This window comes from Iodidimonas sp. SYSU 1G8, assembly GCF_039655775.1.
Classification (GTDB): Bacteria; Pseudomonadota; Alphaproteobacteria; order SMXS01; family SMXS01; genus RI-34.
In genome coordinates this window covers 856,085-876,097 of sequence record NZ_JBBYXJ010000001.1, presented here as the reverse complement: position 1 = coordinate 876,097, position 20,013 = coordinate 856,085, and the positions used below count along the sequence as shown (strand labels likewise).

Genomic DNA, 20,013 nt, shown 5'->3' with positions numbered 1-20,013 from the left:
CGGAACGGACCGGCCCGCGCCACCTCGACCGTCGGCAGGCAGGATGCGGGATTGGCGGCCCGGTTCAATGATATCGCTCGACGTCCCCTCCAGACCCTCGGCAACGCCGGGTCCAGAGGGGACGTCGAGCTGATCCGCTCGATCAGCCGGCGGTGAAGAAGTCCGCCCGCGCCTTGCCGGTCTGGTCGTAGACGGGCTCGGACAGGTCGACCCGGTACTTCTTCACCGAAGCGCCCTTCAGGCCGTACTTGCCCAGATGATCGCGCATGTCGGCATACCAGTGATCGTCCAGATGCACCGCCAGGTCCTCGACCGTGTCCCATTCCTCGAACACGTAGACACGGCCCGGATTCAGCGGGTCCAGCGTCCAGGCGTAATGGACACAGCCTTTCTCGGTATAGGCGCCTTCGATGTGGGCGCGCGCGCTGGTCAGCGCTTCCTCGGCGATGGCCGCGTCGAATTCCAGAATGCCGGCAACGATGACAGTCATGAGGGTCCCCTTTTGTTGACGTGGTGAAACAATCTCCTAAAGAAGCCAGGCCCCGCAAGGGACTCTTATTGCCGCACGCGGCGCTTGCGCCAATGCGCGGCCTTGCCCGGCCATCAACCGCACCGTAGATTCGGCGCGGGGAACACTGAACCGGGGAAAATCCATGCCGATCGAAGGTCTGCACCTGCTCGCCGACATTCCGCGCCACTGGGCGCCGCGCCGGCCCGACAAGGCCGCGACCGTATTCGAGGACCGGGCGGTCACCTGGGCGGATTTCGACGTGCTGTGCAGCCAGGTCGCCAATGGCATCATCGAGGCCGGCGTTAGGCCGCAGGGTCGGATCGCGTTCCTCGGCAAGAATTCCGATCTCTATTTCCAGCTGCTGTTCGGCGGCGCCAAGGCCAATGTGGTCATGGTCGGCATCAACTGGCGCCTCGCCCCGCCCGAGGTCGAGTACATCGCCAACGACGCCGAGGTCGAGATCCTCTTCGTCGAGGAGGAGTTCTTCGGCCTGATCGACCAGATCGCCGGCAACCTGACCAGCACCCGCACCTTCATCGCCATGTCGGGCCATCACGATGGCTGGGAGGACTATGCCGGCTGGCAGGCGCGCCAGCCCCGCACCGATCCCCATCTGCCCGTGGACGCCGACGATGTCTGCGTCCAGCTCTATACCTCCGGCACCACGGGACGGCCCAAGGGCGTCCAGATCACCAACCGCAGCTGTTTCGCCCTGCGCGCCGCCGATGAAATGGCGGGCGACTGGGCCACCTGGAACGAGCGTGACGTGATCATGATTCCCATGCCGGTCTTCCATGTCGGCGGCACCGGCTGGGGCTTCCAGGGCTTCTACAATGGGTCCACCCAGGTGATCCTCGGTCAGGCCGAACCCGGCCTCATCATCGAGACGATTCAGAAGTACCGGGTGACCAAGGTCTTCGTGGTGCCGGCGGTGCTGGCCTTCATGCTGCAGCACGAGGCGTCGAAGACAGCCGATTTCTCCCATGTCCGGGTCGTGCTCTACGGCGCGTCGCCCATTCCGGAAGATACGCTGGTCAAGGCGCTGGCCACGTTCAAGTGCCCCTTCGTCCAGCTCTACGGCATGACCGAGACCAGCGGTTCGGTGACCTATCTCCCGCCCGAGGTGCATGTCGCCGGCTCCAACAAGCTCAAGAGCTGCGGCATCCCGTTCCACGGCGTCGAGATCATCATCGCCGACGCCGCGGGCAACGCCCAGCCGCCCGGCCAGGTCGGCGAAATCCTCATCCGGACGCCCTCGATCATGAAGGGCTACTGGCACCTGCCCAAGGCGACCGAGGAGGCGCTGAAGGGCGGCTGGTACCATTCCGGCGACGCCGGCTACATGGATGATGACGGCTTCATCTACGTCTATGACCGGGTCAAGGACATGATCGTCTCCGGCGGCGAGAACATCTATCCGGCCGAGGTCGAAAGCGCCCTGTCGCGGCATCCCGCCGTCGCCGACGTGGCGGTGATCGGCGTGCCCAGCGAGCGCTGGGGCGAGGAAGTGAAGGCGGTGATCGTGCGCGAGAAGGGCGCCGGCCTCACCGAGGACGAGCTGATCGCCTTCGCCCGCACCCAGATCGCCGGCTTCAAGACCCCCAAATCCGTGGACTTCGTCGAGGCGCTGCCGCGCAATCCCTCCGGCAAGCTGCTCAAGAAGGAACTGCGCGAGCCCTATTGGGCGGGGCGCGAACGTCGGGTTGGGTAAAACTCAGCCGTCATTGCGAGAAGCGCAGCAACGGAGCAACCCGGAACCGGCCGTTCCGCTGCACGAGCGCCTGGGTTGTCGCGTCGGCTTCGCCTCCTTGCAATGACGGATCCATATTGAACCGCGTCATGCGACCCCGTAAGTAGGGCCGACCGATATTTCCTATGGGATGACCAGATGTTGATCGACGGCATCAACGTGCTCGCCGACGTTCCGCGCCATTGGGCGCGCCTTCGCCCGTCGCGGACATGCACCATCTTCGAGGACCGCTTGGTATCGTGGGCGGAGTTCGACCGGCAGTGTACCCGGGTCGCCACCGGCCTGATCGCGGAAGGCGTCCGGCCGCAGGGGCGCATCGGCTATCTGGGCAAGAATTCCGACCTCTATTTCCAGCTGCTGTTCGGCGCGGCCAAGGCGAACGTGGTCATGGTCGCCATCAACTCGCGGCTGGCGGCGCCCGAAATTGAATACATCGTCGGCGACGCCCAGGCCGAAATCCTCTTCGTCGAACCGGAGTTCATGGGTCTGGTCCGCACCGCCGGACCGGGCGTGCGCAAGATCGTCGTCATGGGCGAGGCGCCCAACGGTATCGAGGATTTCGCCTCGTGGCGCGACCGGCAGTCCGGCGAGGATCCCATGGTGCCCTCGGCCCCCGAGGATGTCTGCGTCCAGCTCTACACCTCCGGCACCACCGGGCTGCCCAAGGGCGTGCAGATCATGCACACCGGTTTAATCGCCCAGCGCCTCGGCTATCTGATGACCGGCGAGGAATGGGCGCAGTGGAGCGACGACGAGATCGCCATGATCCCCATGCCGGTTTTCCATGTCGGCGGCACGGGCTGGGGCTTCCAGGGCTTCTACCACGGCGCCACCCAGGTCATCCTGGCCCAGGCCGAGGCTGGCGCCATCATCGAGGCGATCCAGCGGCACAAGGTCAACAACGTCTTCGTCGTCCCGGCCGTGCTGCGCACCATGCTGTCGCACGAGGCGGCGAGGGGCGCCGACTTCTCCCATGTCCGCGTGGTGCATTACGGCGCGTCGCCGATCCCCGAGGATGTATTGGTGCGCGCCATGGCCACCTTCAACTGCCCCTTCGTGCAGCGCTACGGCATGACCGAGGCCAGCGGCACCATCACCTACCTGCCGCCGGAACAGCATGTGGCCGGCTCGCCCCGCCTGCGCAGCTGCGGCATCCCGTTCCCCGGCTCGCGGGTCATCATCGGCGACGAGAACGACAACGAGGTGCCGCGCGGGCAGGTGGGTGAAATCCTGATTCAGGCCCCCTGGCTGATGAAGGGCTACTGGAACATGCCCGAGGCCACCGCCCAGGTCATGCGTAATGGCTGGTACCATTCCGGCGACGCCGGCTACATGGACGCTGAAGGCTTCATCTACATCCACGACCGGGTGAAGGACATGATCGTCTCCGGCGGCGAGAACATCTACCCCGCCGAGGTCGAAAGCGCCCTGTCGCACCATCCCGCCATCGCCGACGTCGCCGTGATCGGCGTCCCCAGCGAGCGCTGGGGCGAGGAAGTGAAGGCTGTCATCGTCCTCGAACCCGGCGCGTCCCTGACCGAGCCGGAGGTGATCGCCTTCGCCCGCACCCGCATCGGCGGCTACAAGGTGCCCAAGTCGGTGGATTTCATCGACGTCCTCCCCCGCAACCCCTCCGGCAAGCTGCTGAAAAAAGACCTGCGCGAGCCGTACTGGGCCGGCCATGTGCGGCGGGTGGGGTAAGCCACCATTCTCCCCACCCAGGACTGTCACCCCGGATTCATTCCGGGGCCTGCCTCTCCACGCGATGGCCGTACGAGAGTGGCACCAGCGCGGCCGCTATTCCCATCCTAAGGATCTCGCCCACCCACAGGCCCCGGAATAAATCCGGGGTGACACCGTGGGTGCGGGTTAATGCGAACTCAATACGCCGCCGTCGCCTTGATCTCGACCGCGATCCCCGGCAGCGCCAGTTCGCTCACGCCGATCGCCGTCCAGGACGGAAACGGCTCGGCGATGTAGCGTGACTTCACCGCCATGAACGCGCCCAGATGCGCCTGCAGGCCCACATGGAAGGTGTGCAGGTCGACGATGTCGGCGAACGACAGGCCCGCCTCGCGCAGGATCTCGCCGATCTGCTCGAAGGCGCGGGTGAACTGCGCCTCCAGGTCCGGGATCGCGTTGCCGTCCGGCCCGACGCCGATCTGGCCGGACAGGATCAGCAGGTCGCCCGCCCGCGTCGCCGGCGCGAACTGGAACTGCTCGTAACTTCCCCGCATGCCCGCCGGGATGACTGCCTTGCCGCCCATGAAGAATCTCCCCTTACATTTCCATCACGCTTGACTTTTAGGCGGCATGCCGTAGCTTGCCGCATGGTTCCGGCCCAGCTTACGGGAAGCGCGGCGGGGCGATAAGTATGGAATTTGGCCAGATCGGGTCTTAGACTGCCGCGCGAAGCGGGGTGGGACGGGAAGCTCACGCCCTCTTTTTCCGACAGTGGCAGAGGAGAGGCGACAGCCTCTCCGCAATCGTGGAGACGACGATGACGGATGCAGCGCTCGAGCAGGCGGCGACCAACCCCAAGGTAGGCGCGTTCCTCGCGCAGAATCGCAAGAACCTGATCAACAACGAATGGGTCGATGCCCGCAATGGCGGCACCTTCGACGTGGTCAATCCGGCCACCGGCGGCGTCATCGCGCGCTGCGCGGCGAGCGACAAGAGCGACATCGACGAGGCCGTGAAGGCCGCGCGCCGCGCCTTCGAAAATCCGGACTGGGCCGCCATGCCGCCGTCCAAGCGCGCCCGCCTGATCTGGAAGCTGGCCGACCTGATCGAGGCCAATCTGGAAGAGCTGGCCGAGCTCGAGACCTTGGACAACGGCAAGCCGTTCAGCCTGTCCAAGATGGTCGATGTCATGTCGTCGGCCGAGGCGTTCCGCTATTACGCCGGCTACTGCACCAAGATCGAGGGCAAGACGGTCACGCCGTCCAACCCGTTCCAGCAGTTCCACGCCTATGTGCGCCGCGAGCCCATCGGCGTCTGCGGCCAGATCGTGCCGTGGAATTTCCCGCTGCTGATGGCGTCCTGGAAGCTGGCGCCAGCGCTCGCCACCGGCTGCACCGTGGTGCTCAAGCCGGCCGAACAGACGCCGCTCACCGCCATCAAGCTGGGCGAGCTGATTGTCGAGGCCGGTTTCCCGGCGGGCGTCGTCAACATCGTCACCGGCTTCGGCCACACGGCCGGCGCCGCCATCTCGTCGCATCCGGACATCGACAAGGTCGCCTTCACCGGCTCGACCGAAGTGGGCCGGATCATCGCCGCCTCGGCCGCGCAGAGCAATCTGAAGAAGGTCACGCTGGAGCTGGGCGGCAAGTCGCCGACCATCGTCTTCGCCGACGCCGACATGAAGCGCACGGTCCCCGGTCTCGCCAACGCCGCCTTCTTCAACAGCGGCCAGGTCTGCATCGCCGCGACCCGCCTTTATGTGGAAAAGTCCGCGTTCGACAGCGTCGTCGAAGGCCTTTCGGCCGCCGCCCAGGCGTTCAAGGTCGGCCCGGGCATGGCCGCCGACACGCGCATGGGGCCGCTGGTCTCGCAGGAGCAGCACGACAAGGTGTCGGCCATGATCCAGGCCGGTCTCGACGAGGGCGCCGAGATCGCCAGCGGCGGCAAGCGCGTCGGCAATTCGGGCTATTTCATCGAGCCGACCATCCTCGTCAACACCACCCAGGACATGCGCGTGAACCGGGAAGAGATCTTCGGGCCGGTCATCACCGTACAGCCCGTGGCAGATCTCGACGAAGTGGCGCGCCTCGCCAACGACACGCGCTACGGCCTCGCGGCCAGCATCTGGACCCGCGACATCAGCCGGGCGCACCGGCTGGCGGCGCAGATCCGCGCCGGCAGCGTCTGGATCAACTGCCACGGCGCGTCCGACATGTCGCTGCCGTTCGGCGGCTACAAGGAATCCGGCTGGGGCCGGGAGATGGGCTTCGATGGGATCGAGGCCTATACTGAAGTGAAATCGGTGGCCGTCGCCCTTTAACGGGGATCATTCGGCGGGCGGCGCCACACCTAGTAAGGAGTTCGGGGAATGAAGAAGGAATTCGAGACTGCGACCTATGAAGTCGTGGCGCCGCACATCGCCAGGATCATGCAGAACCGGCCCGCGCAGCGGAACGCGCAGAACGGCCGCCTGACCTACGACCTCAATGCCTGCTTCGATCTCGCCGCGCGGGACGAGGACGTCAAGGTCGTGCTGTTCGGCGGCGAGGGGCCGCACTTCTCGTCCGGCCACGACCTGCGCGGCTTCGGTCCGGTGGACGACGCCGTCGGCACGTGGGTGCCGTCCAAGGAAGGCGGGGTCCACAGCCGCTACAGCTTCGAGCAGGAAGTCTTCCTCGGCATGTGCCGCCGCTGGCGCGACTTCCCCAAGCCGACCATCGCCATGGTCCAGGGCAAGACCATCGCCGGCGGCCTGATGCTCGCCTGGATCTGCGACATCATCATCGCCAGCGACGACGCCCAGTTCATGGACCCGGTCGTCGCCATGGGCGTGTGCGGCGTGGAATATTTCAACCATCCCTACGAGCTCGGCATCCGCAAGGCCAAGGAGCTGCTGTTCACCGCCGACTGGTGGAGCGCGCAGGAAGCGCACCGTCTCGGCATGGTCAATCACGTGGTGCCGCGGCCCGAGCTGGAAGAGTTCTGTCTTGCCATGGCGAAAAGAATTGCGGAAAAACCGGCATTCGCGCTTAAGTTAACCAAACAGGCGGTAAACGTCGCACAGGACAACATGGGCCAGCGCTCGACCATGGACACGGTCATCGCCCTGCACCATATGTGCCATGCGCACAATTACGAGATGGAAACCCGTGCAGTTCGCCGCGAAGGCGTGCCGGAGAAGTTCAGGGAAGAGATCAAGGCTGCTGAGTAAGTAGCTGCCCCATCTGGGGAAACGAGGTTCAGAAGGAGTTACTGATGGTTGCGATCACACGCGTCAAGGAAAGTATCCATACGCCCGCCGAGAAGGCGCCGGAGCCCGATCTGGGCAACGAGATCATTCCGAAGGAGCGCTATATCTCCAAGGAATTCATGCAGCTCGAGTGGGACCGCATGTGGTCCAAGGTCTGGCTGGTCGGTTGCCGCGAGCAGGAAATCGCCGAGGTCGGCGACTACATCACCACCGACATCGGCAAGGAATCGCTGCTGATCGTGCGCGGCGAGGATGGCAAGGCGCGAACCTTCTACAACGTCTGCAACCATCGCGGTAACCAGGTCAAGTTCGACCAGTGCGGCAACTCGCGCACCCTGCAGTGCGCCTACCACTTCTGGGAATATGACCTCACCGGCCGTCTGGTGAACGTCCCCGACGAGGAGGATTTCCACCAGGGCTGCCCCAAGGACCAGCTCAGTCTCAAGGCGATCAAGACCGAAACCTGGGGCGGCTTCGTGTGGTTCAACCTGAACCCGGACGCCGAGCCGCTGGCCGACTATCTCGGCATGATCCCCAAGCATCTCGACCCCTACCACTTCGAGAACATGGCGATGGTGATGAACGTCACCGTCAACTGGGACTGCAACTGGAAGACCGCCGTCGACGCGTTCAACGAGGTCTATCACGTCCAGTGCATTCACCCCGAGCTGTCCTACACCATCGACGATGTCGACGTGCAGATCGACCTCTACGAGCGTCACAACCGCTATCTGGTGCCGTTCAAGACCTACAGCCCGCGTCTCGGCGAGGATCTCGACGAAGTGCCGGAAGCGCTGGCCGAGGAACTGGCGGCGATCGGCATGAACGCCGATGATTTCAAGGGCCGGGTCGGCGAGGTGCGCCGCGCGGTTCAGCTCTACAAGCGCGAGAACGCCGACAAGCTCGGCTACGACTATTCCGAGTTCAACGACGACCAGCTGTCGGACGACTACCACTACATGATCTTCCCGAACATCACGATGAACGTGATGGCCGAGTCCATGATGATGTTCCGCCAGCGCCCGCACGAGAGCGACCCGAACAAGATGTACTACGACGTGCAGATGTTCATGACCATTCCCAAGGGCAAGCCGGTCCCGCCGCTGCCCGATTACGAGCACGTCAACCATGGCGAGCGCTCGCTCGGCCTCGTGCTCGACCAGGATTCGGTCAATCTGCCGCACGTGCAGAAGGGCATGAACTCCGACGCCTACAAGGGCCTGTGGATCTCCAGCCAGGAGCGCCGCATCCGCCACATGCACAAGACCCTGATGGACTACGTCAACGGCGTCTACGCCAACGACGCGTAAGTCCTTCGGAGGCCACGAGGAATCAGGGCGGTCGGCCATCGGGTCGGCCGCCCCTTTTCTTTGCGCGGCGGCGGCGCCGCCCGCCGGAAGAATAATTATATTGCGATATAAAAAAGTCGTGTATGAATGAGGTTGCGTCGATACGCCCTTTGACGGCAAAAAGGGCGTCCGCAGGTTGCGAGAATTTTACGGGAGTCCCATATGGTCGCGGTCGTCAGGATCAAGGATAGCGTTGGAACGGTGGCCGAGAAGGCGCCCGAGCCCGATCTGGGCACGGAGCTGATCCCGCAGGAGCGCTATATCTCCAGGGACTTCATGCAGCTCGAATGGGACCGCATGTGGACCAAGGTCTGGCTCATCGGCTGCCGCGAGGAAGAGATCCCCGACACCGGCGACTACATCACCACCGAGATCGGCAATGAATCCCTGCTGATCGTGCGCGGCGAGGATGGCAAGGCGCGGACGTTCTATAATGTCTGCAATCACCGCGGCAACCAGGTGAAGTTCGACAAGTGCGGCAACTCGCGCACCCTGCAGTGCGCCTATCACTTCTGGGAATACGATCTCACCGGCCGCCTGGTGAACGTGCCCGACGAGGAGGATTTCCACCAGGGCTGTCCGAAGGACGTGCTCAGCCTCAAGGAAATCAGGACCGACGTCTGGGGCGGCTTCGTCTGGTACAATCTGAACCCCGACGCCGAGCCGCTGATGGAGTATCTCGGCGTCGTTCCGGCCCATCTCGAGGCCTATCATTTCGAGAAGATGGTGATGACGCTCAACGTCACCATGGAATGGGACTGCAACTGGAAGACCTCGGTCGACGCCTTCAACGAGGTCTACCACGTCCAGTGCATCCACCCCGAGCTGCTCTACGACAATGACGACGTCGACGTGCAGATCGACCTGTACGAGCGTCACAACCGCTATCTGGTGCCGTTCCACACCTACAGCCCGCGCCTCGGCGAGGATCTGGACGAGGTGCCGGAAATCATCGCCAGCAAGATGACCGCGCTCGGCATGAACCCGGACGAGTTCAAGGGCCGCGTCTCCGAGGCGCGCCGCGCCATCCAGGTGTTCAAGCGCGAGAACCAGGAAGCGCTCGGCGTCGATTATTCCGAGCTGAACGACGACCAGCTCACCGACGATTACCACTACAACATCTTCCCGAACCTGACGCTGAACATCTTCGCCGACCGGATGATGATGTTCCGCCAGCGGCCGCACGAGAGCGACCCGAACAAGATGTATTACGACGTCACCATGTACGCCCGGCTCAAGAAGGGCCAGGCGCGCCCGCCGCTGCCCGATCACGAGCAGCACAAGCATGGCGGCCGCTCGCTCGGTCTCGTGCTCGACCAGGATTCGGTGAACCTGCCGCATGTGCAGAAGGGCAACAACTCCTCGGCGTTCAAGGGCCTGCACATCAGCCATCAGGAACGCCGCATCCGCCATATGCACAAGACGCTGATGGACTATATTAACGGCGTATACGCAAACGACGCCTAAGGCAGATAATGGACGCATCCACCAACGAGGTTCCCTTCCGAATCGTCGCCAAGACGAGCGACGTGGAGCCGGGCAAGACGCGCTGCTTCGAGGTCGAGGACCGCAAGGTCCTCGTCATCCACATGCCCAATGGCGGGTTCAAGGCGATCGAGAACCAGTGCTCGCACGAAAAGAAGCCGCTTGAAGGCGGCCGCATCCGTGCCGGCAAGATCGTCTGCCCCCATCACGGCGCCAATTTCGACCTGGAAACGGGCAAGGCGATGAGCCCGCCGGCCGTGCTGCCGATCACCGTCTATCCGACGAAAGTCGAAGGCGACGACGTGCTGGTGCAGCTGGTGGAGCCGCCGAAGAAGCCGAAGAATCCCTTCGCCATTCCGGGCGTCTCGGGGTTCTGACTGAACGACCCGCCCGCGGGCGGCACAAAACGGGGAGACGGGGAATGGCGAGCAAGCCGGTCAGATTCCATCTGGTGGCGTCGGGCAAGTATCACGACATCAATTTCGCGCGCGTCGAGCTGCTGAAGCTCTTGGCCGAGGATCAGCGCTACCTCGCCACCGTGTCGGTCGACTATGCCGACACCGCCAGCATCGCCGCCTGCGACGTGCTGATCACCTACACCTGCGACGTCCAGCCCACCGATGACCAGACCGAGGCGCTCCACCAGTTCCTCCAGCGCGGCGGCAAATGGTTCGCCCTGCACGGCACCAACTCGGTGCTCCGCTTCGTCGAGGGCGGCGTCGCCACCCCGCGCGAGGCGCCGCGCTTCATGGAAATGATCGGCAGCCAGTTCATCGCCCACCCGCCGCTGCAGGACTTCCAGGTCACCGTCACCCCGGGCGCCGAAAACCACCCGCTGGTGAAGGGCATCGACGCCTTCACCATCAATGACGAGATCTACTGCGCCGAATATTACGGCGACAACCGCGTGCTCTTGGAAACCCACTGGCACGGCACCTGCGACGGCTTCGTCGAAGGCGACTGGACCGGCGGCACCGGCCGCCACTACATGCTCTACACCAAGCAGCAGGGCGCGGGCGAGGTGGTCTACTGCGCCCTCGGCCATTGCCGGGGCAAGTACGACATGATCCCGATCATGGACGAATGGCCCACCGTCGACCGCTGCGCCTGGGACCAGCCGGTCTTCTACGAAATCCTCCGCCGCGGCATCCGCTACTGCGCCGGCGACCTGGCGTAGGCCCTACCACCGCGTCGTCCTCCACCGCCATCCGCCCACCCTCCGCCGTCATCCCCGCGCACGCGGGGACCCAGCTCTTCACAGGGCGCCGGCGGTTCATCGAAAGGCCGATCGCAGGATGGTGGAAGCTCACAATTCGATCATCGCCAGGGCGGCGAAAGCGGCGCTCGCCCCTCTGGGCTTCCGCCGCAAGGGCCAGTCGAGGATCTGGCTGGCGGATCACGGCCACTGGCTCGGCGTGGTCGAATTCCAGCCCAGCGGGTCGAGCAAGGGCAGCTACCTCAATGTCTACGCCCACTGGCTCTGGACACCGGCGTCCACTGGCTCAACCTTCACCCTGAGCTATGATGTCGGTGGCCGTATCGACTCCTCCATCGTGTTCCAGTCGGAACAACAATTCGCCGTGGAAGCGGCCAGCCTGGCTGAACGGGCGGCACAGGAAGCGGTGCGCCTGCGCACCAAATTCCACTCCATCGAGAGTATGGCGGATGTGCTGCTGGCGCAGGAACGCGCGTTCGCGGAAGAGGGCAGGGGCGGTCGATGGCAGGCCTGTCACGCCGGGGTCGCGTGCGTGCTGGCCGGCCGGATCGACGAGGCCAGGACAATCCTCGCAACGGTATCCCATGGCTCGGGACCGCAGCCTCTCATTCATGCGCGCGCAAAAGCGCTCATGGCCGGGCTGGCGGACCCCGACCGGCTGAGGCGTGAACTGCTCTCCGCGATCAACCGCCGCCGCGCAGCCTTCAAATACCCGCCCCTCGACGAATTGCCGGTCCCGGTTGGATAGCGGGCGGGATCATTTGGCTCGATTTTCCCCGAGCCGTCATCCGTGCGTACGCGGGGCTCTGGACTAGCGCCCCAACACCCTGTCGCGTGCAATGGCCACAGGAGGCTCTAGGATTCTATGACGACGAAGTTGGGGAAGTACCTATACAATCGTTTGAAACTGTTTGCTTCACCTAGCGGGATGTGTCCTATGGCCAATTCAGTGCCTTCAGCTAGCGGAAGCTGGCTCTCAAGTTGGCGAAACTCACGTGGCGTCAACTTAGGGGTCGGAATGTAAACGGGTAGGTTGGGATCTTCGACAAACTCAAGATTGTCGAAGCCGCACATGCTCAGTCGTTCTTCCTCGTCTGGGCTGCAAAATACGACCGCCAAAGTCGTCATTTTCGCGCCGTCTTCATACTCAAAGTCGCAAATTTTCGTAAATGTGACTTGGTCGGCGGGATTTGCCAATCGACGCGTTTCTAGCGAAGCTTCGATCTCCGATATGACGATGCCGCGGCTGAGTGTACCGAACGACCATCCAACAAGGTCTTCCCTCCCGATGTTGGGGTCTATGCGATTGCCGAACTTCGTTCTGAAGCGCTCTTCTGCGGTGGCAGCGCTTTCGTCCCGGGCGCATTCCCGGTCGGCCTCTGCGATTTCGCGCGCTCGATGGCACTGTAAGGAGACGACCAGAACCGTTCCCGACCGAGCTCTTGTGGCGATGATCGCCACATCGTGCAGCATTTCGGGCGACAGCGGATCGTCGTAGTCTAACCAAATGAACTGCCGTCGCTCGTATCCCATTTCAGGAAGCGCTTGCGTCGACATACGAAAGTCGATGTGGAGATTGAACGGCTTGTTGGCTTCGAATCTATCCTTGGAACTGACAGCCTGCTCGATCGACAGCATGTTCCTGATGCCCAGCGCACGGTGAAACAGCGTGAAATCGGCGAACCAGACCGACCCGAAACCCACATAGCGATAGTTTTCGACCGGCTCAAAGGCCGCGAGCTTTCGAAAGATGTCGCACAGCATGCGACGTTCCGCGTGCTTGGCCGGCCGAATGGAATAATCAATACGACGAAAACTATCCGTCATCCGCGCTTCTGCCGTTTGAGAATGGCGTCGAAGGTGGCTTCTCCGACTGCCTTAGCCGTATGCACATCGAGCGCCTCTTGTAGTAATTCGACGTCTTCGACTGGCCTCGAATACTGTATTTTGATGGTCTTCGGGCCTTTTACAAAAGCCGAGCGTGCCGGTGCTTTGAAAGTCACCGTTGCGTGTAACGAATCTGGCGCTACCATCCGCGCCTTTTCGATGAATTTGGCGAGAGGGCTTTCCCAACGAGAATATTCGTCGATGTCTGCGTCCAGCTCATTAAGGAAATTAATGACTGGTCGCATCATCTCAGTCATTCGGACGAAGGCGGCTTGCCAAAACTTATTATCTTGGTCGACGCTAGTCTTAGTCGTATTCCAAGGAACCTGCGATGAATCCTCTGAATCGAAGAAAACGAGACCGCGAAAGCGCGCATATTGATTGTGGTATGAAGGTATCAGAGTCGTATTGGCTGCTTCTTCAACCAAGCCCCATCCCGTAACGGGTGAGCGATCTGCTTCGAGGATGACACGGCCGTTGCAGACGACGTACCAGCCTGCTTTTCGCGGTGACGATGGGCCGACCGCAACAATTATCCGCACATCGACCTGCGCCTTGTCCTTGTCTTTAAAAGTCAGATTGTCTGTGCCGGGGATGAGGCCGTCATTGGTCAGCAAGTGGAGGCTAGTGGCATCGACATGATGCCCGTTTACGGAAATGGAAAGCCCTTCGGCGATGAATTGACGATGCTTAGATTTAATCAATTCGAATATGGTGTTACGGAAAGTCGTAAGGGAGAAGCGGGAACTAACCTCTGCTCGCAGCTGGGTCACAATGATCTCAGTGCCCGGCGATGCGGTTGAAACGGCGCTGTCACCATCGATATCGGCGATCGGGAAATGCCAGCCAGGTTCACTTTCCCATCCATCTACGGGGACCTCAACTTCCCAACTTTCATCGGTCGTAGCGGACCGAACGACGAAATGTCGACCGAATTTGAACAGAGCGCGCTTCATGCCGACGCCGAATTGGCCGATCGAATGCGGGGTCCGCACGGCACTGTCGGGCCTGCCAAACTTGAACGCATACTTTTTAGCTGCGTCCTTTCCGAATCCACCGCAATTGTCGATGATGCTGAAGTGATCTGCGTCGAACGTCATCTTGACCCAGCGGTCAGAGAAGTTGCCGCCTAGCTGCGCACGCATGGCCTTCGCGCCATCCACTGAGTTGTCGACCAGGTCGAGGATGGCTTGATCGAGCGGGATGTCCCGCGTCAGCATGTCGATAAAAAAACCCTTCGTCGGCGTTGCGTCGATTTCGTTTTGGCCGAGTGTATCGTCTTCCATATAAGTCCTCTAGGCCGTATTATTGACCGCACTAATCTAAGTTAACGAGAGGCAATCCTAATAAGCAATCTATTTTTTTCAGAAAGATAGCTGCGAATCGGTTTGACGATTTCATTGACCCATTCTCGGATTGAGAAATACGGCGTCAGGGATTCCGCGCTAACGCCAGGCTGTCGAACATCATTTAGTTCTGGGATTGATTCGTATATCCTTGGGTATTTATTTGAATTCTTGATTAGTGAAAATGGTATTTAAAAATACTTGTTAAATTCCTTACTCATATTTCATGTGATGAGGGTGAGTTATAACATTAATCACGATATATGGATAATTCGTCCGTTTAGGATCGGTAGCTTCGAATGGCGTCCGGGTTGAGTTCGCCCGCTGGTACGAGCTTGTAATGCCGCTCCTCCACGACTTTGATCTCATCTTCCTGCAGCGTCAGCTCGAATAGAGCGACGACGCCATCGTCCATAAACTGGGCGGACACGGCTCGACAGCGCATACCGGGGAACTTTTGCTCGACAAACTTTACGTCTTGGGTGGTTTGCACGACGCCAATCTGGTCCTTGCCGCCCTTGGCCTGAACTGGAACTACGAAATGACATCCGTACTTGTCGAGGCCTACATATAGTTCGTCGATCTCGATCTGCCCGATCCCCCGCACCGTCGTGCGTAGATGGTTCTGTAGACTGTAAGTCGTAATACCGAGAAACGTATCGATAAGGCGATTGTATCGAACGATGGCCAGCAGCGCTTGCTCGTCGTCGAGAGCATAGGCCCGAATTAGCTCGGGCGTCGCGTCTGGTATGGCGGTGCGGGCGAGATTGGGGTTGGGGTGAATTCGGATCGCCCTCACGAGCCGAAAGCGATAGCGGGCGCGGCCTGCGCCTTCGATTACCCACTCACGCCCGTCGGGTTGAGTGGCGACAATGCTGTCGGGGTACCCGATCCGGAAACGCAGGGCATAGAGAACATCGCCTAGGTTTTTGGGAAGCTTCATTTCGAGTTCGGCAGCCGCGCTTTCGAGTTCGTCACGGGCAAACTCGAATTCGGTAGTGCCCTCCGACCAGTGCCGGAAGAAAATGCGATCAATGAGTATCTTGTAGCGGTTCGGTGGCGGCTGAGCCGTCGTTGTGCCTCGCTTCGTTTTTGCCAGCTTATCGCCGTCCACCGCTCACCACCTTTAAGCCGAGGCGCTCGGCCTCTATTTCATGCTGTTTACGCTTTTTTGCGCCGCTCTTCCGGTCCCGGCGCGAAATAGGCGGCTCCACGCCGAAGTGCTCAGCTGCCTCCGACATCTCCAGGTAGAGAAGCGAGGGATCGCCGAGCTGTAACGTCCCCTCTGGACGCTTAGGCTTAGCGTTAAGAGCCTTCATTACGGCAGAGGCGATGGCCCGTGCCAGAGGCGGCGGCACCGAGTTCCCGATCTGTCGTGCACCGTGCCATTTCGTCGAATGCAAACGGAACCAGTCTGGAAAGCCATGAAGGCGAGCCATTTCGCGCACGGTGACGCAACGGTCGTGACTGAAATGGATCGGACGCGGGCTTGTGAATGCACCGCGCGCACCGTCTGTCCCTGCTCGTAGCGTGTTGGACAAGCCCACAGGCGACAGTTTGTAAAAGCGGCTGATCGGCTCGACTCTACCCGGCGCTGTCTCGGAGAAGCGGCGACGGGAAACATCGGTGTGGATGGTGCGCGCGCTTGACGTCATGATTGAAGGCGACCAATCGCGCATATAACCGAAATGCCATGCATTGTTAGTGAGGCAGCGCATTTCGGCGGCATAGGCGGAAGGATCGCCATAGCTCGTCGTGCGGACGGTGTCGCTGTCTAGTAGCGTGGAAAACTTATCGGCATCCGGCAAGTCTCCGATAGCATCTACTACCGTCGGCCCGAGCGCGAGCCCGGCAATCGCGCGCTTGCCGTCAGCTGCGCTGAAGAGCGGCGCCGGATAGGAAGGGATTTTAGCACCTTTGCGCGCGCCAATCAGGATGAGACGTTCGCGGTGTTGCGGCGTCCCATAATTGGCGGCATCGAGGACGGACCAAGGTATGCGAACCTCATATCCGACGCGGTGGAACTCAGCGACAAGCTCCCCGAGAAAATTGCGCTGTTTGCCGACAGTAAGCCCCTTCACGTTCTCGAACACGAAGGTCTTAGCGTCCAGTTCGGCAACGAGCCTCACGAATTCCAAAACGAGAGAATTACGTGGATCCTCAAAGGAACGTTGCCCGATCATCGAGAAGCCCTGACAGGGTGGCCCGCCGAAGACGCAGTCTATTTCCTTGTCACCGATACCAGCATGCTTGCGGACGTCCGCAGCTGACAGGCCAACGACTGAGCGCGGAATGACAACTGTGTCGGGGAAATTGAATTTATGGGCGGCGCAATGAATTGGGTCGATTTCGATAGCCGCAACCACGTCGAACCCGGCCTGTTCGAACCCCAGCGACATTCCCCCAGCACCTGCGAACAGGTCGATTCCAATCGGTCTTCCTGACATGCATCTTAACTCCCTGAGGCAAAGCTAGACGATTCGACCAATCGTGTCGATCGGATTTTACTCAGGAAGGCGACAAGACGTTTTGCCAACGCTTCGCTGTCTTTGATCTCGCATTGCCAGACAACCAGTGCATCCCATCCGAGAGCGTGCAAATCCTCAATGTTTTGCCGGTCACGTTCGCGGTTGCGCTCCAGCTTCGGCCCCCAGTAATCTAGCTTGGATTTTGGCGGTCGCCCCTTTGAACAATCGTGACTATGCCAGAAGCATCCATGTACGAAGATCGCCTTTTTCTTTCGCGGGAAAACGATGTCAGGTCGGCCCGGAAGCCCGGTTTTGTGCAGGCGATAGCGATAGCCAATCCGAAACAAGAGGCGGCGCACAGCCAGTTCGGCACCCGTATCAACAGTGCCTACCGACTGCATAATCTTTCGCCGCTGCTCGGGCGATCTCGTATCGGCCATCGGGTTCTGCAATTTCCTTTGGTCTCAAAAGGAGACACCTGAGAGGCTAAGAGTTATAAAGCAAAATTCGCTCCGCGATGGCTGATCGCTTTACAGCTATGAATGCCAGCCAGTTTCGCGGCCGGAACGTTCCAACTGCGCCCAACTTCCTACCCAAACTCCCGCAGCCTCACCTCCAGCCCATCGCCCACCCGCCGAATCTCGTTGAACGACGGCCGGGTGGATCGTACCCGCTCCGAAAGCGTGCCGGCGCCGATCATGCGGATCGTCTGGCCGCCGGCCGGCCACTGGGTGTCGAACGGGTCGTGCACATGGCCGGTGATCACCGCATGGGCGCCCGCCGCGGCGAGGTCGGCCAGCGCGGCTTCGCCGCCCTTGGTGCGGCCCCGCGTGCCTTCGCGGTGGTCCACCAACGGATGGTGACAGGCCACGATGGCCAGATGCCCCGCCGGCACCGCCGCCAGCGCGTCCTTTGCCGCCGCCAGGCTCGCCCGGCGCACCACGCCCCACGACCAGTTGGTGCGCCACTGCGCCCGCGTCGCGGTGCGCAGCGGCACGATGGTCATGCCGTCGAGCCGCATGGGCCGGTCGATCTTGCGCTTCAGCGCCTCATACCGGCGATAGGGCGCGGTCAGGCGCAACAGCGGGTTGTACACGGGAATGTCGTGATTGCCGATATGCACTGAAACCGGCGCCTGCAGCGTCTCCAGCCATGCGCCCGCCGCCTGGTATTCCGACCGGCGCGCCGCCTGGGTCAGGTCGCCGGTCAGCACCACGCCGTCGGGGCGCTCGGCGGCGACAAGCGCCGCGAACCAGGCCAGCGCCTCCGTGTCCTCGCGGCCGAAATGCACGTCGGAAATGTGGAACAGCCGGCTCATGAGGCGCGCTTGGCAAGCGCCGTTCGGGCCGCCGTTTCGCTGATCGGCCTCACTGTCTTCATCCACCGCGCCTCCGGGTCATGCGTCATCAACGCATGGCGCGGCGCGGGGTTTCCGGCGGACTTACCCCGCCAAGATGCCCATCACCGGCACCGCGCCTTCTTCCCGCCCCCTGGTCATGCGACCAACGCATTCGGTCAGCACCGTGTCGCCATTCCCGGCGATGGGGATCTGGCTGCTATACTTAGACTGTCAACCACCGTACGCGGTCTGTATTGCTGTCCATGACGCCCTTCGCTTCAAAAGACGAGCCTTGGTTCTGTTCAACATACTTGGAAAAGTCACGGGTTAGCTGGCCGTATGAAGATGTTTCCGGCTCATGCGGCGGGTGGGAGTTCGCAGGAACTTCACCGCGACGGAACGCCATTTTCCAATCAAGCCAGATACCCCAAGCAGCCATGGCAAGTTCGAATGCCTCGGCATCAAGGGGCGTCAAAATAAAGACGTCCAGATATGCATCGGTCTCGCGGTCGAACTGACGATTATAATAATGCGGGCGACCTCGATATTCAGCGACGCCTTTCAGCGGCTGATCGAAATAGTCATCAATCGTCAAGACGCGGTCATCTTCGTCCATTACCCCGCCATCTGGCGCTGGAAGTCGCCCAGGTCGAAATAGTCCTTCCACTCATAAATCTCGCCGTTCCGGATGCGGAAGATGCCCATCAGCGGAATGGCGACCTTCTTGCCGCCCATGGTCATGCGGTCGACGCGCTCGGTCAGCACCGCCTCGCCATTCTCGGCGATGGCGAGCAGCTCCCAGTTCACGTCGGTCAGCGGGCCCATCGCCTTCAGCATGGCGCGCGCCGCCTCGCGGCCCGTCACCGGGGTCATGGGGATGTTGTGATAGAAGATGTCCTCGGCCATCATGTCGCAGGCGCGGTCGATGTCGTTCGCGTTCCAGGCGGCGATGAAATCCTCGACGATTTTCGTATTGCTCATCGTGTCCTCCCCATGAATTGCAATCCGCCGCCTTTCTAGCATATGTTTCCAGTGGGTAAGTTTGAAAATTTGGTTCAATCGTCAGGGGAGACGGGCATATGACCAATACGTTGATGAACCGGGTGCCGCGCGAGCAGTTGTCGCCCGAACAGCAGGCCGGCTGGGACCGCTCCAAGGCGATCTGCGAGGACACCACCATCCTCGAAGTGTTCGCCAATTCGCCCAAGGCGTCGAAGATGTTCGCCCAGCACTTCTACAAGGAGCTGTTCTTCGAAGGCGACGTGCCGCGCCGCTACAAGGAACTGGTGCGCTACCGCCTGTCGCTGATCCATGGCTGCCATTACTGCAACCTCAACAACCGGGCCTCCTCGAAGGAAGCCGGGCTGACCGAGGCGGAACTGGACGCCATGGAGGATTACGAGAACGGCCCGTTCTCCGACGCGGACAAGGCGGTGATCGCCCTGGCCGAGCAGCTGGCGCTGACCAACATGGCCGGCTCGCTCACCCCGGCGCTCTATGCCCGGCTGAAGCAGCACTTCAGCGATGGCGACATCGTCGAGCTGTCCATGGTCGGCTCCATCCTGGGCGGCATGAACAAGATGGCCTTCGTGCTCGATCTGGTCGCCAAGGAGGAATACTGCCCCTTCGTGCCGCAGCGCGCCGCCGAATAAGGGGGCGCCGCCGAATAGGCTCGCCAAGCTAGGGCAGGGACGCCGAAGGGCAGGGCGGCGCGGCCGGTTTCGTGCTA

The 20,013-nt window shown here is 61.6% G+C and carries 20 protein-coding genes; 10 read left to right on the top strand and 10 right to left on the bottom strand.

Annotated elements, in window-relative coordinates; all coding sequences use genetic code 11:
* Nucleotides 1-142: 142 nt before the first annotated feature.
* Complete coding sequence (locus tag WJU17_RS04285; RefSeq protein ID WP_346326099.1) at nucleotides 143-490, bottom strand: antibiotic biosynthesis monooxygenase; 348 nt, start codon at nucleotides 488-490, stop codon at nucleotides 143-145.
* Between the two features lie 163 nt (nucleotides 491-653).
* On the opposite strand from WJU17_RS04285, the gene WJU17_RS04280 reads away from it, so the two are divergent.
* On the top strand, nucleotides 654-2,222 hold the full coding sequence (locus WJU17_RS04280; protein ID WP_346326098.1) for a fatty acid--CoA ligase: 1,569 nt from the start codon (nucleotides 654-656) through the stop codon (nucleotides 2,220-2,222).
* A 177-nt stretch (nucleotides 2,223-2,399) separates the two neighbouring features.
* Nucleotides 2,400-3,962, top strand: a complete 1,563-nt coding sequence (locus WJU17_RS04275) for a long-chain-fatty-acid--CoA ligase (protein WP_346326097.1) — start codon at nucleotides 2,400-2,402, stop codon at nucleotides 3,960-3,962.
* Between the two features lie 179 nt (nucleotides 3,963-4,141).
* Here the strand turns inward: WJU17_RS04275 and WJU17_RS04270 are convergent, their stop codons facing one another.
* The gene (locus WJU17_RS04270; protein ID WP_346326096.1) at nucleotides 4,142-4,528 is read right to left on the bottom strand and encodes a RidA family protein; all 387 of its coding nucleotides are present in this window, start codon (nucleotides 4,526-4,528) and stop codon (nucleotides 4,142-4,144) included.
* Nucleotides 4,529-4,761: 233 nt separating this feature from the next.
* Between WJU17_RS04270 and WJU17_RS04265 the strand changes: the two genes are divergently transcribed.
* From WJU17_RS04265 to WJU17_RS04235, 7 genes are all read left to right on the top strand, one after another.
* Complete coding sequence (locus WJU17_RS04265) at nucleotides 4,762-6,264, top strand: aldehyde dehydrogenase family protein (RefSeq protein ID WP_346326095.1); 1,503 nt, start codon at nucleotides 4,762-4,764, stop codon at nucleotides 6,262-6,264.
* A gap of 48 nt (nucleotides 6,265-6,312) precedes the next feature.
* A complete protein-coding gene (locus WJU17_RS04260) occupies nucleotides 6,313-7,155 on the top strand; it encodes an enoyl-CoA hydratase (RefSeq protein WP_346326094.1) in 843 nt (280 codons plus the stop codon).
* 44 nt (nucleotides 7,156-7,199) lie between these two features.
* Nucleotides 7,200-8,504, top strand: a complete 1,305-nt coding sequence (locus WJU17_RS04255) for an aromatic ring-hydroxylating dioxygenase subunit alpha (RefSeq protein WP_346326093.1) — start codon at nucleotides 7,200-7,202, stop codon at nucleotides 8,502-8,504.
* A 201-nt stretch (nucleotides 8,505-8,705) separates the two neighbouring features.
* On the top strand, nucleotides 8,706-10,010 hold the full coding sequence (locus tag WJU17_RS04250; RefSeq protein ID WP_346326092.1) for an aromatic ring-hydroxylating dioxygenase subunit alpha: 1,305 nt from the start codon (nucleotides 8,706-8,708) through the stop codon (nucleotides 10,008-10,010).
* 8 nt (nucleotides 10,011-10,018) lie between these two features.
* Complete coding sequence (locus WJU17_RS04245; RefSeq protein ID WP_346326091.1) at nucleotides 10,019-10,405, top strand: Rieske (2Fe-2S) protein; 387 nt, start codon at nucleotides 10,019-10,021, stop codon at nucleotides 10,403-10,405.
* Between the two features lie 44 nt (nucleotides 10,406-10,449).
* On the top strand, nucleotides 10,450-11,205 hold the full coding sequence (locus tag WJU17_RS04240) for a ThuA domain-containing protein (protein WP_346326090.1): 756 nt from the start codon (nucleotides 10,450-10,452) through the stop codon (nucleotides 11,203-11,205).
* 118 nt (nucleotides 11,206-11,323) lie between these two features.
* Nucleotides 11,324-11,992, top strand: a complete 669-nt coding sequence (locus tag WJU17_RS04235) for a hypothetical protein (protein ID WP_346326089.1) — start codon at nucleotides 11,324-11,326, stop codon at nucleotides 11,990-11,992.
* A 107-nt stretch (nucleotides 11,993-12,099) separates the two neighbouring features.
* On the opposite strand, the gene WJU17_RS04230 is transcribed toward WJU17_RS04235, so the two are convergent.
* From WJU17_RS04230 to WJU17_RS04195, 8 genes are all read right to left on the bottom strand, one after another.
* Complete coding sequence (locus WJU17_RS04230) at nucleotides 12,100-13,071, bottom strand: O-methyltransferase (protein WP_346326088.1); 972 nt, start codon at nucleotides 13,069-13,071, stop codon at nucleotides 12,100-12,102.
* Nucleotides 13,068-14,417 carry an ATP-binding protein gene (locus tag WJU17_RS04225; protein ID WP_346326087.1) on the bottom strand — a complete coding sequence of 450 codons (1,350 nt, stop codon included), beginning with the start codon at nucleotides 14,415-14,417 and terminating at the stop codon, nucleotides 13,068-13,070. Before WJU17_RS04225 ends, WJU17_RS04230 begins: the two co-directional genes overlap by 4 nt.
* A 340-nt stretch (nucleotides 14,418-14,757) precedes the next feature.
* Nucleotides 14,758-15,591: an endonuclease gene (locus WJU17_RS04220; protein WP_346326086.1), complete on the bottom strand. Its 834-nt coding sequence runs from the start codon at nucleotides 15,589-15,591 to the stop codon at nucleotides 14,758-14,760.
* On the bottom strand, nucleotides 15,578-16,924 hold the full coding sequence (locus tag WJU17_RS04215; protein WP_346326085.1) for a DNA cytosine methyltransferase: 1,347 nt from the start codon (nucleotides 16,922-16,924) through the stop codon (nucleotides 15,578-15,580). The genes WJU17_RS04220 and WJU17_RS04215 overlap by 14 nt, the downstream gene beginning before the upstream one ends.
* A 5-nt stretch (nucleotides 16,925-16,929) precedes the next feature.
* Nucleotides 16,930-17,385: a very short patch repair endonuclease gene (locus WJU17_RS04210; protein WP_346326084.1), complete on the bottom strand. Its 456-nt coding sequence runs from the start codon at nucleotides 17,383-17,385 to the stop codon at nucleotides 16,930-16,932.
* A 149-nt stretch (nucleotides 17,386-17,534) separates the two neighbouring features.
* A complete protein-coding gene (locus WJU17_RS04205; RefSeq protein ID WP_346326083.1) occupies nucleotides 17,535-18,263 on the bottom strand; it encodes a metallophosphoesterase in 729 nt (242 codons plus the stop codon).
* A 244-nt stretch (nucleotides 18,264-18,507) separates the two neighbouring features.
* A complete protein-coding gene (locus tag WJU17_RS04200) occupies nucleotides 18,508-18,900 on the bottom strand; it encodes a hypothetical protein (RefSeq protein ID WP_346326082.1) in 393 nt (130 codons plus the stop codon).
* On the bottom strand, nucleotides 18,900-19,265 hold the full coding sequence (locus WJU17_RS04195) for a limonene-1,2-epoxide hydrolase family protein (RefSeq protein WP_346326081.1): 366 nt from the start codon (nucleotides 19,263-19,265) through the stop codon (nucleotides 18,900-18,902). Before WJU17_RS04195 ends, WJU17_RS04200 begins: the two co-directional genes overlap by 1 nt.
* A 98-nt stretch (nucleotides 19,266-19,363) precedes the next feature.
* Here WJU17_RS04195 and WJU17_RS04190 point away from each other — a divergent pair, with 98 nt between their 5' ends.
* Complete coding sequence (locus tag WJU17_RS04190; RefSeq protein ID WP_346326080.1) at nucleotides 19,364-19,936, top strand: carboxymuconolactone decarboxylase family protein; 573 nt, start codon at nucleotides 19,364-19,366, stop codon at nucleotides 19,934-19,936.
* Nucleotides 19,937-20,013 lie beyond the last annotated feature (77 nt).